This window comes from Streptomyces bohaiensis, from assembly GCF_012033785.1.
GTDB lineage: Bacteria > Actinomycetota > Actinomycetes > Streptomycetales > Streptomycetaceae > Streptomyces > Streptomyces bohaiensis.
Genome location: NZ_JAAVJC010000146.1, coordinates 1 through 12,023 on the forward strand (window position 1 = coordinate 1; position 12,023 = coordinate 12,023).

Consider the following 12,023-nt stretch of genomic DNA (forward strand, 5'->3'; position numbering starts at 1 on the left):
ACGCCGGTCACGCCCGACCGCTGCCCGGTCGGCGCTGACCGACGCCCCCGGTACCGGTCCGGCCCGGGGGCCGGCGGCGGGACGTCGACCGGGAGGCGCAGCACCCCGCACGGCGCCCCGCGCTCGACGAACGGCAGCAGCAGATCGCCGCCGGCGGTCCAACGGGAGCCGTCGGGGAGCCACCCCGGGGGCGCGGGGAAGTGCTGGAGGTCCCGCTGCTCGGGACGCCAGACCGCCGGCCAGTCGCCCTCGGGCCCCATCAGGCGCAGCGCCACCCCGCAGGACTCGGGGGTGAGCACCTGCGCCGGCTGCACGGCCAGCGGGTGGACGGCGATCCCGTCCGGGCACAGCGCCTCCGGGAACCGCACCGGGCGGTGGCTGCCGAGGACCCCCCACCCGATCCGCTCCTTCCCGGGGGCGTCGGAGGCCACCAGCAGCAACCCGCTGTCCGGGTCGGCGAGCAGCAGTCGGTCGTTGCTCCGCTCGCCGATCTGCAGGAGGACCGCCGCCTCACCGCCGGTGGCCACGTCCACGGTGACCGCCCTCGTGCGGCCCCCGGAGTCGGTGCGGTTGAGCGCCAGCAGCCGCCCGCTGCGGTCCAGCCAGGCGCCGCCCTGGCAGCGGCCCGGGACGCGGAGAACCGGCTGTGGGCCCCGGCCGCCGCCGCAGACCAGCCAGACCGTGGTGGTCTCGCCCTCCACCACCAGTCCGTACGCCCGCACACCGTCGGGTGCCGGTGGCAGCAGGGTCATCCAGGGACACCCCACCGAACCGAGGGAGAGCTCCCCGGTGTCGGGGCCCGTCGGGTAGAGCAGCGAGAGCAGGTAGCTGCCGGCGGAGCGGCGGGCGATGAGCACCCGTCCGTCGGAGAGCGGCAGCACCTCCGTGCCCGGGTCCTCGGGCTGACTGCCGGGGAGGGGCACCGCGTAGGGCTCGGGGCCGTCCAGGGTCCACCGCTCGGCGTACCAGCCGGCTTCGACCGTCGCCAGCCGCGCCGCGTAGCCGCCGCAGGCCGAGAGGGTGAGGGAGGGCCCGTGGGGGGTGGCGGACATCGGCTCGTGGAGCGGGGCGAGGTGGGTGTCCTCGGGGGCGGTGGCCGTCATCGGTGCGCGGCGCCGCCCGCTGTTCCGGGCCTGCGGGGTGGTGGCCCGCCGGAGCGCCGTCCTCCTTCCTGCCTGGTGGGTGGTGGTCGCCGTGGTCTCTTCGCGCCCCGCCGGGACCGGGGCGGAGCAGGGCGCGGCGGGGCGGAGCCGGGTGGCAGGACGGCCGGTGGCGCCTACCCGTGGATCGGGTGGCGGCGGACGCCACGGCCCGGCAGCCGAGCTGGTCGTGGCCGACGGGCAGCGGCCCCACGGAGCGGCTGCGCGGAGCACCGTCGCGCCGTGCGTGGTGCCTGCCGTGGTCGGTCCGCGGCGCGTTCCGGCGGAGCGACCACGGGTAGGGGCGGCCGGCGGGACGGCGGCCGCGTCGTGTCCCGGAAGGGGAGGTCCGACGGTCGCAGGTGCTGCGACGGCGGATGTGTACCGGTTTCGGGTCGGGGACGGGGAGCCACGGTGGACGGACCGTGTCGACGGGGCGGGCGTACCCCGGAGCGCGGGCTCCCGTCCGGCCGGAGCCGTCCACCGGCCGGACGGGAACGCGCTGGTCGACGACGTTAGGCCGCGCGGCCCCGGCTCACAATGCGTTCCCGACAGCTTCACGCCTTCGGGTGAAGAGTGCCGGTTCCGGGTGACGGGCGGCGGCGGCCACCGCGACCGCCGTCCGTCACCGCCCGGGCCGGACACCGCGCGGCGCCGGGCAGGTAGCCTGGACGGGTGCCCGTACTCGCCGAAGTGATCAGTGCCCTCGACGCCCTCTGGCCGCGCGGGACAGCGGAGGACTGGGACGCCGTCGGACTCGTCTGCGGAGACCCGGACACCCCGGTCGACACCGTGCTGTTCGCGGTCGACCCCGTCGCCGAGGTGGCCGAGGAGGCCCGGCAGGTCGGCGCCCAACTGCTCGTCACCCACCACCCGCTCTACCTCCGCGGCACCAGCAGCGTCGCCGCCGACTCGTTCAAGGGACGGGTGGTGCACGACCTCATCCGGAGCGGGACCGCGCTGCACGTCGCCCACACCAACGCCGACCGGGCCGACCCGGGCGTCTCGGACGCACTGGCCGGCGCGCTCGGCCTGCGCGTCGTCGGACCCCTGGTGCCGGATGCCGCCGACCCCTCGGGGCGTCGGGGGCTGGGGCGGGTGGGGGAGCTGGAACACGCCCTCCCGCTCTCCGAGTTCGCGGCCCTCGTCGCGGCCGGGCTCCCCGCGACCGCCCAAGGGGTGCGGGCCGCCGGCGACCCCGACCGGCCCGTGCGGACCGTGGCGGTCTGCGGCGGTTCCGGCGACGGCCTCTTCCCGCAGGTGCGGGCGGCCGGGGTGGACGCCTACGTCACCGCCGACCTGCGCCACCACCCCGCCTCCGAGGCCGCCGAGGCGGCGGCGTTCGCCGCCCGCGGGCCCGCCCTGGTGGACGCCGCGCACTGGGCCACCGAGTGGCCGTGGTGCGAACAGGCCGCCGCCCAGCTCGACGCGGTCTCCGACCGCCACGGCTGGGCGCTGCGCACCCATGTCTCCCGCCGGGTCACCGACCCGTGGACCATCCACGCGCCGTCGGCACCCGCCGACCACGACGTTCCGACGACGACTCCAGGAGCCCCCAACTGAACGCCGCGCCCGCCGACCAGATCCGTCTGCTCGACCTCCAGAAGCTGGACATCCGGCTCAACCAGCTCGACCACCGTCGGGCCAACCTGCCCGAGCACGCGGAGCTGAAGAAGCTCAACAGCCAGCTCGACCAGCAGCGCGACCTCCTCGTGGCAGCCGAGACCGAGGTCGGCGACACCGAGCGCGAGCAGGCCAAGGCCGAGCAGGACGTCGACCAGGTCCGCCGCCGGTCCGAGCGCGACCAGCAGCGGCTGGACTCCGGCATGGTCACCAGCCCCAAGGACCTGGAGTCCCTCCAGAGCGAGATCGCCTCGCTCGCGCGTCGCCAGGACAGCCTGGAGACGGTGGTGCTGGAGATCATGGAGCGGCAGGAGACCGCGGCCGAGCGGGCCCGCGAGCTGGCGTCCGCGGTGGAGGGGCTGGAGAAGACCGGCACGGAGCTCACCGCCCGCCGGGACGAGGCCACCGCGGAGATCGACGCCGAGGCCGAGCGGGTGCGACGCGACCGGGAGACCGTCGCGCGCAGCGTGCCCGACACACTGCTCTCGCTGTACGACAAGCTGCGCGCGCAGCACGGTGGCATCGGCGCCGCCAAGCTGTACCAGAAGCAGTGCGAGGGCTGCCGCCTGGAGCTGAACATCACCGAGCTGAACGAGGTGCGCGCGGCGCCCGCGGACACCGTGGTGCGCTGCGAGAACTGCCGCCGCATCCTGGTCCGCACGCCCGAGTCCGGGCTGTGAGCGGCGGCGGGCGACGGCTGGTCGTCGAGGCGGACGGCGGTTCCCGCGGCAACCCCGGGCCGGCCGGCTACGGGGCCGTGGTCATGGACGCCGACAGCGGCGACGTGCTCGCGGAGGCGGCGGAGTTCATCGGCCGGGCCACCAACAACGTCGCCGAGTACCGCGGTCTCATCGCCGGGCTGCTCGCCGCGCGTACGGTCGACCCGTCGGCGTCGGTGCGGGTCCGCATGGACTCCAAACTGGTCGTCGAACAGATGTCGGGGCGCTGGAAGATCAAGCACCCCGACATGCGCCCGCTCGCCACCGAGGCACGAGCGGTCTTCCCCGCCGGCGCGGTGAGCTACGAGTGGATTCCCCGCTCCCGCAACGGCCACGCCGACCGGCTCGCCAACGAGGCGATGGACGCCGGCGGCCGGGGTGAGCGCTGGCGTCCGGCCGAGGCCGTCGCCGCGCCGGCGGCCGGTGCGCCGACGGACCGTGACGAGGAGGCCGTGGCGGCGGCCCCGCCACCGGCCGTCGGCTGGGGCGGGGACCCGGGGGCGGCCACGACCTTCGTGCTGCTGCGGCACGGTGAGACCGAACTGACGCCGCAGAAGCGCTTCTCCGGCAGCGGCGCCGACCCCGGCCTGTCGGCCGTCGGCCGGCGCCAGGCCGCTGCCGCCGCGGCGTACCTCGCGGACCGGGGCACCGTGCGCGCGGTGGTCACCTCGCCGGCGGCGCGGTGCCGGGAGACCGCCGAGACGGTGGCGGCGGCGCTGGGCGTCGAGCCCCGCGTGGAGGAGGACTTCCGGGAGGCCGACTTCGGCGCATGGGAGGGCCTGACCTTCGAGGAGGTGCGGGAGCGCCACCCGGAGGATCTCGACGCGTGGCTGCGGTCGCCGGAGGCCTGCCCGACCGGCGGCGGCGAGAGCTTCGCCGCCGTGGCCAAGCGGGTCGCCGTCGCCCGGGACCGGGTGACGGCCCGCTTCGCGGGGCGTACGGTCCTGCTCGTCAGCCACGTCACCCCCATCAAGTCGCTGGTGCGGCTGGCCCTCGGTGCGCCGCCGGAGGCGATGTTCCGGATGGAGCTTTCCGCCGCCTCGTTGTCGGTGGTCGCCCACTACGCGGACGGCTCCGCGAGCCTGCGGCTGCTGAACGACACCGCGCACCTGCGCTGACCGGCCCCTCGCCGGAGCTGCCGAGGCCCCGCGCCCCGTGAGGGGCGTGGGGCCTCGCGCGTTCCGGGCGCCTGCCGGCTGCGCCGCGACGGTCTTCCACAGCCGGCGGGAACGCGGAACCCGCCTTGTTCGTCACTCTCTGTCAGAGGGCGGGGCTAGGCTCAGGGGAGTGCCCGCGGTGGCGGGCGAGCAGTTCGTCGGTGGATCGGAGGGAACGGTGGCGAGGACGGCGCTGTCGGAGTACGAGGGGCGTTGGCGGCTGGTGGGGGCGGCCGACGAGGAGCCGGTCGTGGAGCTCGCGGACACGGCTGACGACGTCGTCCCGGCGGGCGGCGAGCCGCAGGCGGTGGTCGCGGGCGTCCGCGTCCCGTTCGAGGAGCTGACGCGCCGGTGGCTGGCCGGGGAGTCCTTCGGACGCAGGCCGCCGCCCGAGCCCGTCACCGGTCTCGTGCTGGAGATCGACCCCGCCGGAAGGTTCACCGAGGCGGGTGCCGCGCCGGTGCTCTGGTTCGGCGACCAGGGAGTGCTGGAGAGCCGCGCGCACCCCTTCGACGGCCGGGTCGCCGTGACCGAGGGTGGTGTCTTCCTGCTGCTGGACAAGCCGGCGGGGCGGGCCCGGAGCGGTGGCGGCTCGCTCGAGGCCCCGGCCCGGCTCGACGACGGGGACACCGTGATCACCGACCGCCTGCTGCTGGAGGCGGGGCGACTGCTGCGGACCGTCTCCGTCGTGACGGACGGGGTGACGCTCTGCCGGATGCGGTACGAGTACGTGGCGGCCTCGTGACCGCGCCGGCCGCCCGGGCGATCCGGCCGGTGGTCGCACGGGCCGTCCGGCCCTCGCATTCCGACCGGCCGGTGCGGCGGGGCGGGCCGGGGCGCGGCCGGTCGCTGCCCGGGGGAGCGGGGGTACCGCTCAGACCTCGGTGACCACGATGTCCAGGCGTCCGGGAGCGTCCGATTCGACCTGGTGGCCCAGATCGCGCAGCACCTCGGCGAGCTCGGCCGGCGTCCTCGGCTCGGCGCCCGCCTCCAGCAGCGCCCGGACCACGCGGCCCTTGGTCGCCTTGTTGAAGTGGCTGACGACGCTGCGCTTCTCCACCCCGTCGACGACGCGGGACTGCAGCACCCGCACCGTGGTGGTGCGTCGTGCGGTCTCGCGGTCCGGCTTCCACATCCCTGCGTAGGCGGTCGACCGCAGGTCCAGGACGAGTCGCCCCTCGGCCGCCTCGGGCAGCGCCGCGGCCAGCGGTTCGCGCCAGTGCCGCGCGACGACGCCGAGCGCCGGCAACCTGACGCCGCCGGAGCAGCGGTAGGGGGGCACCGGGTCACCGACGCGCAACGCTCCCCACAGTCCGGAGAAGACCAGCAGGCTCCGCGCCGCGCGCTCCCCGGCGGCCGCGTCCAGCGTGGCGAGCCCCAGGGCGTCGTAGAGGACCCCGGTGTACAGCCGGCCGGCAGGCAGGGTGGGAGCGGTGCGCAGCGCGGTGTTCCTCGCGACCTCGCCGCTCTGCCGCTCACTCAGCCCGAGGATGTCGCGGGCCTTGTCGGTGTCGGCCGCGCACACCTCGATGAGCTCGGTCAGCACCTGCTCCCGCGCGGGGTTCAGCGGTGCGAGGGAGAGCCGGGAGAGGTCCAGCGGGGGCCCGTCCCTGCCGTCGGCCTTGCCCTCGGACGGCGGCAGCAGTACCAGCACGGTCGGTTCCCTCCAGGTGGTCGTGGCGGCGTGCTCGCCGGCCGAACGGTGCGTCGTGCCGGTGGGTGCCGCCCGGGCGTGCCCGCGGCGCGTCGGGCGGGGGGCCGCCGTGCCGGTTCGCGACTGCCAGCGTAGCGGGGCCGCGCGAAGGGCTCCCGTCTGCCGGTACGATGGCCGGGCGGCAGACGAGTCGTGCGGACGGTCGCGTCGGGGCATGTCCCCGCCGAGGAACGTCCGGGCTCCACAGGGCAAGGTGGTGGCTAACGGCCACCCGGGGTGACCCGCGAGACAGTGCCACAGAAAACAGACCGCCGGGGCCGAGAGGCGTCCGGTAAGGGTGAAACGGTGGTGTAAGAGACCACCAGCGCCCAGGGTGACCTGGGCGGCTCGGTAAACCTCACCTGGAGCAAGGTCAAGAGGGGGCGCGACCCGCAAGGGCCGCGGCCCTGCGCGGATGTTCGAGGGCTGCCCGCCCGAGTCCGCGGGTGGACCGCTGGAGGCTGTCGGCAACGGCAGCCCTAGATGGATGACCGTCACCCCGCCGGCCGCGAGGCCCCGGGGTACAGAACCCGGCGTACAGCCGACTCGTCTGCCGCTCTCCCCCGATCGGCCCGACGCCGCGGACGCCCGCGGGCGGCCCCGCGCGGTCCGCCCGGCTCGCGGCCCGGCTGCCCCGGGGCGTCGTCACGTCGGAGCGGTTGCCCTTCCCGCGGTGCGGGTCTGGGCGTCCACGCACGCGAGCCGCGCCCGGCTTCCGGTCCACCGCGAGTGGGGTCCTGTACCGAGGGGTGCGCGCTGCCGGTCCGTGTCCGCGGAATCCGCGCCCAGCGGGAGCCTCATCGCCCGCCCGCCCGTGCCGGGCCCGGCACGGGCGCGGGCCCTGTCGCCGCGGGACCCGGCACACCGGGACCGAGACGCGGACGGCCGGAGCGAGGGCCGGCCGGTCAGGGCAGGTCGTCGATCAGTGCGTGCACCACTCGGGGGAACGGGTCGGTGGCGCGGAACCGGCGGGTGCTGAGCGCCACCATGGCGGTCCCGGTGGCCGGCCGGAACGCCAGCAGCGCCTGCTGCCCCGACGTCGCACCGGCGTGGAAGAGCACCGCGCCCCGCTCCCCGGGGCGGTGGAACCACGACACGGTATGGGTGTGGCGGTGCCCGCGCCCGCGCCGCAGCACCGGCCCGCGCAGGGCGCGCAGTTCGGCCTCCAGCGGGGTGCGCTCCGGTTCCAGCTGGGCTTCCAGGAACGTCAACAGGTCGTGCGGGGTGGCCCGCACCGCGCCGGCCGGGGCGAACCCGCCCATGAGCAGCGGCGGCACCGGCGTGACGCCGTCCCTGCCGTGGCCGACGGCGTCACGGCCTCCCTCGCCCCCGGCCTGCGGCCCGGCACCGATGTGGCGGCTCGGCGGCCCGCTCCGCTGCGCGGCGTCCGGGAGCCCATCGCCCCCGCCGCGCTGCCGTGACGCACCGTCGGCGTCCCGGCCCGCGCCGCCGACGACGACCGTCGGGCGCGTCGGACCCGACCCCGGTCGCACCGAGCCGGCGCGGACCGAGGCAAGGGCCGGTCGGGGCGGCGGCCCCACGGCGCCCGCCGGGTCGGTCGTCGTGTCGTCGAGACCGAGCGGCGTCAGCACGCGTTCCCGCAGCAGCCGCTCCCAGGATGTTCCCTTCCGCGCTGCGAGTGCGTGGCCGAGGACGGATGCGCCGAAGTTGGAGTACCGCCACCGGCTCCCCGGCTCCCGCCGGCGTCGCGCCGGCCGCAGGAAGGCGTCGACCACACGCTCGGCCGGGTAGTCCGCGTACGGGTTGGTGGTCCAGCGGGGCAGGGCCCGGGGGTAGAAGTCCGCGGGGAGCCGGGGGAGCCCTGCGGTGTGGGTAGCCAGATGCAGCACGCCGGCCGCCGGACGCCCGGCCGCGCCCGGGCCGTACCGCGGCGACCCGCCGTTCAGCAGCGGCGCAGCGGGGGTGCACCAGGTGAGGGTCCCGTCCGCGACGAGCGCGGAGAGCAACAGGGTGGTGTAGGGCTTGGTGGCCGAGCCGACCTCGTAGCGCAGGTGCTCGCGCGGCAGGGGAGGCGGCGCCGCCGTGCCGCCGGAGCGGATGACGCGCTCCCCGTGGCGGGACCAGCCCACCACGACATCGGGCGCGTCGGCGACCGCGACGGCCGACTCCAGCAGCGACACGACGTCCGCACCGCCGGTGGCGCGGGTCGTCACGCGGCGCCGCTGCCGGCCGGGGCGCGCAGGTCGCCCATGGCGCGCGAGGTGGCCAGCACCGATGCGAACGCGGCGACCAGCGTGGGGTGGTAGAGGGCGTCGAAGACGTCCTCGCGTCGCCCCTCGGGAAGCGTCCCGCGCTGCGCCGGCATGGCGCCGTCCTCGGTCTGGGCCTCGGCGAACCCGCGCCAGGCCGCCGGGTCCAGCGTCGGGGTCGGCAGGCAGGCGTCGACCACGAGGAGTTCGCCGAGCAGGTCCCAGTGCCCGATGTCCAGCCAGTCGTCGACCCACGCGGGCAGCCACTGCGTCAGGTACTCGGCCAGCTCCGCCGGGAGCCCGCCGGGGTTCTCGCCCCAGTCGGTGAGATGGAAGACGGTGTGGGTGATGGCGTAGCCGACGTTCATCTCGACGGTCCAGGGCTCCGGGCGGCGGCCGAGCCAGGTCGCCGCGGTGGCCGCCTCGGTGGAGATGCTGCGGGGCAGGCCGAAGCGGCGTTCGAAGGCGGAGATGCCCAGGCGCCGGACCGGCGGGGTCTCCATCGCCGACCAGCTCTCCAGGGTGTGCACGGAGCGCAGGGTCGCCTCGAAGGCGGGTTCCTCGTAGCCGAGTTCGTGGAACGGCACGTAGATCTCGAAGGGGATCGGCGAGAGCGGCTCCTGCTGCTGCATCCAGGTGAGGATCGTGCCGCCGTCGAGGTGGTCCCGCCAGGCGGTGTCCAGCAACTGGCGTGTGAGGGCGGCCTGTCGGGAGCCGGCGACGCCTTCCCGGAAGAGGACCTTGCCGATCAGGGCGAGCTCACCGATCGGTTTGAGCCGGTCCTTGACCTCGAAGTCGGAGGTGGTCTCGTCCTGCCGGGGGCGGAAGCCGTCCTGGTTGCGGTGGAGCCAGGCGATCGCCCGGTCCCCGACCTCGTGCATCACCGCGATGTCCGAGGGCTCGGTCATGCCTGCTCCTCCCGGCGCCCGTCGGCGGCGCCGTCCGTCTCGTCGGGGTGCGCCCGGTGCGGCGGGCGTGCGGTGTCGGGCACCGCGGGGCGGCCCGGGCCCGGCCGCCGCCCGGTCCGGTCGTCGCAGCGCAGGCGCGCGGCGGCGAGCGTGGCGGCGAACGCGCAGGCGAGGGTCGAGTGGTAGCTCAGCCGGAACGCGTCCGGGTGGTCCGGCAGCAGGGCGGGGCCGCCTTCCGGGAGCGCGCCGTCGGGGCCGCGGGCCTCGGCGAGCCGGCGCCAGGCGGACGCGGTGTCCCGGTGGTCGAGCGGCGCCGGCAACGAGGCGTCGACGGCCAGGAGTTCGCAGCTGAGGTCCCACTGCTCCGCGTCCAGGCAGCTGTCCAGCCACGCCGGGAGCCAGGTACGGAGGTAGCCCGCGACATCGGCGGGCATGTCCTGCGGGCGGGCGCCCCAGTCGGTGACGTGGAAGACCACGTGGGTGAGGTCGTACCCGGTGCGCTGCTCGAAGGCCCAGGGCTCCGGCAGCCCGCCCAGCCAGGTACGACGCAGCGCGGCGTCCCGGTCGCCGTGGGGCGCCAGGCGCGCGCGGCGTTCGGCGTTCAGCACGCCGAGGCGCCGCTGCGGCTCCTGCTCGGCCGACCGCCAGGCGCGAGTGGCGCAGAGGTCGCGGGCGAGTTCCTCGAAGCCGTGGTGCCGCAGATCCTCACCGGCGAAGGCCGCGTAGATCTCCAGCGGGTAGGTGGCGTGCGGTTCGCCGTGGAAGAGCTCCAGCAGCAGGTCGCCCCGACCGAGCTCCTCCCAGCTCAGGGTGAGCAGGTGGTCGGCCGCGGCGGCCAGCTCTCCGCCCGCAGGTGCCGCGCGGCGGATGGCGACGGCGAGTTGGCCGAGTTCTCCGAGCGGTTTGACGGTCCAGTTGAGCTCGGTACCGGCCGTGTGGTCGGCGACCCCGGTGGGGAGGCGGAAGGAGTCCTCGTGGTCGAGGACCCAGCGCAGGCAGTCGCCGGCGAGCCGCTCCAGCGGCCCCGCGGACAGGGACGGGTCCGCCCCGGCGGCCGTGAGGCCGCCGGGCGCGGCGGCCGGGGCGGTCACGCGCCGCTCCCGTGACCCGGCGCGGCGACGCGGGGCGTGTCGCTCGCGCGCATCAGCAGGGCGGCGTGGACGTGGAGGGCGACGCGGGCGTCGGCGCCGCCCATCCGCAGGGCGAACCGCAGTCCGGCGTCGAGACCGAGGGTGGCGGGGACGCCGTCGACGACGGCGAGCCAGCGGCCCGCGCCGGCCGCCTGCAGCCAGTCCCGGCGCCTGATCGCGCGCACGAAACCGCGGGAGACGTCCACCGGGCGGCGCGCGGCCTCGGCCGCGACCGCCGAGTCGGCCCCGGGCACGGCCAGGGCGGCGAGGACGGACAGCTGGTGGGTGAGCGCCTGCCAGCTCGCCTCACGCAGCGCGGTGACGTCCGGGACGGGCCCGGCGTCGTCCGCCGGGTCGGGGCCACCCGGGGGACCGGAGGCCCCGGGCGGGTCGGAGGGGGGCGGAGTGGCGCTCACCCGGGCGAGCGCGCGTTCCATCGCCCAGTGGCTCCACGCGACGGTGGGGGAGGACTGGGGTCCGGGCGGGTACGCGTGCACCGCGGCGCGGCAGACGGCCACGTCGGGTTCCGGCGCCGGTCGCCTGAGCAGCGTGCTGGGCAGGAGCACGTCGGCACCCAGGGTCCGTACCGCGGCGACGGTCAACGCCTCGTCGCCACCGAGGGAACCGGTGGTGCCCGCAACGGAGTGGTCCCCGCCCCGAAGGGCGGAGACCAGTTCCGAAGCAAGGTCGTGCACAGCGCCCGACAATTGCTTCATCCGCGGATCGCCCCTCAGGACTTCTTCGGGCGGGGCGTGGGCGGCGAGAGGAGGAGCGCGCCCGCCAGCAGCAGCAGTGCGGCGCACTCGCGGGAGTCGCGGAACGTCCCCTCGGCTTCGGTCGGGTTCAGTGCTTCCTCGACGTCGAAGTCGAGCGTCTTCAGGTCCTGGGTCGGCTCTGCGGAGAACATGACACCATCCCTTTCTGGGGAAGAGCGGTTCGCTTGACCCATTCAGGACAACGCACAATTCCGGCGGTCGCAACTGCACATACGTTCAGGGCGGATTGTTGAGAATCGAACCTCATGGGGTGTCGGGTCGGCGGACAATGCCCCGTTCGGCTCGCAGGAATGGCGATGCGGCGGTGGGTGTGAATGCCGTGGTGTCTGCATGGTGAACTCTCCGTGCCGGTGCAGGCCAGTGCTGGTGATGCGTAGTGGTCATTGCCGACGCTCCGTCATTCTCTGGCCCGAGCAGCGCCGTTGCTTCAATCGTGCACCGTTGAATTCCCGAAGTGCTGTCGGCAGCAATGACCTTGGTCGAGTCGGCCGTCGCGGAATTCCGTTGGAGCCCTCGAATGTCGGCGCCTTCGGGGGATTTCCGCGCCACGCGCTCATGAGGTGACCGGCCGCCTGCTCGACGGGTCGCGCGCGGTGCACCGCGGCCCGGGGGGCCGCGGCCGTGGAGCCGGCCGGCCGGGGCGGTGCGAGGGCGACCCGGTGCGTCGC

At 75.8% G+C, this 12,023-nt stretch carries 11 protein-coding genes and 1 other RNA gene; 5 read left to right on the forward strand and 7 right to left on the reverse strand.

The window, feature by feature from the left end; genetic code table 11:
• The coding region (locus tag HCN52_RS15890; protein ID WP_168089107.1) for a hypothetical protein at positions 1 to 1,103 on the reverse strand (1,103 nt) is incomplete at its 3' end.
• 711 nt (positions 1,104 to 1,814) lie between these two features.
• On the opposite strand from HCN52_RS15890, the gene HCN52_RS15895 reads away from it, so the two are divergent.
• The 4 genes from HCN52_RS15895 (at position 1,815) to HCN52_RS15905 (ending at position 5,383) form a co-directional block, all read left to right on the forward strand.
• A complete protein-coding gene (locus tag HCN52_RS15895) occupies positions 1,815 to 2,702 on the forward strand; it encodes a Nif3-like dinuclear metal center hexameric protein (protein WP_168089108.1) in 888 nt (295 codons plus the stop codon).
• Positions 2,699 to 3,442: a zinc ribbon domain-containing protein gene (locus tag HCN52_RS24790; protein ID WP_209314605.1), complete on the forward strand. Its 744-nt coding sequence runs from the start codon at positions 2,699 to 2,701 to the stop codon at positions 3,440 to 3,442. The genes HCN52_RS15895 and HCN52_RS24790 overlap by 4 nt, the downstream gene beginning before the upstream one ends.
• Positions 3,439 to 4,599 carry a bifunctional RNase H/acid phosphatase gene (locus HCN52_RS24795; protein WP_312876724.1) on the forward strand — a complete coding sequence of 387 codons (1,161 nt, stop codon included), beginning with the start codon at positions 3,439 to 3,441 and terminating at the stop codon, positions 4,597 to 4,599. Before HCN52_RS24790 ends, HCN52_RS24795 begins: the two co-directional genes overlap by 4 nt.
• A gap of 169 nt (positions 4,600 to 4,768) precedes the next feature.
• Positions 4,769 to 5,383: a hypothetical protein gene (locus HCN52_RS15905; protein ID WP_168089109.1), complete on the forward strand. Its 615-nt coding sequence runs from the start codon at positions 4,769 to 4,771 to the stop codon at positions 5,381 to 5,383.
• Positions 5,384 to 5,512: 129 nt separating this feature from the next.
• Here HCN52_RS15905 and yaaA read toward each other — a convergent pair whose 3' ends face one another.
• Positions 5,513 to 6,292 (reverse strand): peroxide stress protein YaaA, encoded by a 780-nt coding sequence (gene yaaA / locus HCN52_RS15910; RefSeq protein WP_168089110.1) that lies wholly within the window; start codon positions 6,290 to 6,292, stop codon positions 5,513 to 5,515.
• 186 nt (positions 6,293 to 6,478) lie between these two features.
• Here yaaA and rnpB point away from each other — a divergent pair.
• Positions 6,479 to 6,884: RNase P RNA component class A (gene rnpB, locus HCN52_RS15915), an RNA gene on the forward strand.
• Positions 6,885 to 7,236: 352 nt separating this feature from the next.
• On the opposite strand, the gene HCN52_RS15920 is transcribed toward rnpB, so the two are convergent.
• From HCN52_RS15920 to HCN52_RS15940, 5 genes are read right to left on the reverse strand one after another with little or no spacing between them, the layout of a single operon-like run.
• A complete protein-coding gene (locus HCN52_RS15920; RefSeq protein WP_168089111.1) occupies positions 7,237 to 8,505 on the reverse strand; it encodes a serine hydrolase domain-containing protein in 1,269 nt (422 codons plus the stop codon).
• Entirely contained in the window at positions 8,502 to 9,449 is a 948-nt protein-coding gene (locus HCN52_RS15925; RefSeq protein WP_168089112.1) for a DUF6895 family protein, read from the reverse strand. Before HCN52_RS15925 ends, HCN52_RS15920 begins: the two co-directional genes overlap by 4 nt.
• Positions 9,446 to 10,540: a DUF6895 family protein gene (locus tag HCN52_RS15930; protein ID WP_168089113.1), complete on the reverse strand. Its 1,095-nt coding sequence runs from the start codon at positions 10,538 to 10,540 to the stop codon at positions 9,446 to 9,448. Before HCN52_RS15930 ends, HCN52_RS15925 begins: the two co-directional genes overlap by 4 nt.
• The gene (locus HCN52_RS15935) at positions 10,537 to 11,295 is read right to left on the reverse strand and encodes a hypothetical protein (protein ID WP_168089114.1); all 759 of its coding nucleotides are present in this window, start codon (positions 11,293 to 11,295) and stop codon (positions 10,537 to 10,539) included. Before HCN52_RS15935 ends, HCN52_RS15930 begins: the two co-directional genes overlap by 4 nt.
• Before the next feature lie 14 nt (positions 11,296 to 11,309).
• Positions 11,310 to 11,486, reverse strand: a complete 177-nt coding sequence (locus HCN52_RS15940; protein ID WP_167932603.1) for a hypothetical protein — start codon at positions 11,484 to 11,486, stop codon at positions 11,310 to 11,312.
• Between the last annotated feature and the right edge of the window lie 537 nt (positions 11,487 to 12,023).

Bases quoted from the DNA above. Each gene is read 5' to 3' on its own strand.
- HCN52_RS15925 (WP_168089112.1), bottom strand. From the start codon at position 9,449: ATGACCGAGCCCTCGGACATCGCGGTGATGCACGAGGTCGGGGACCGG.
- HCN52_RS15935 (WP_168089114.1), bottom strand. From the start codon at position 11,295: ATGAAGCAATTGTCGGGCGCTGTGCACGACCTTGCTTCGGAACTGGTC.
- HCN52_RS15940 (WP_167932603.1), bottom strand. From the start codon at position 11,486: ATGTTCTCCGCAGAGCCGACCCAGGACCTGAAGACGCTCGACTTCGAC.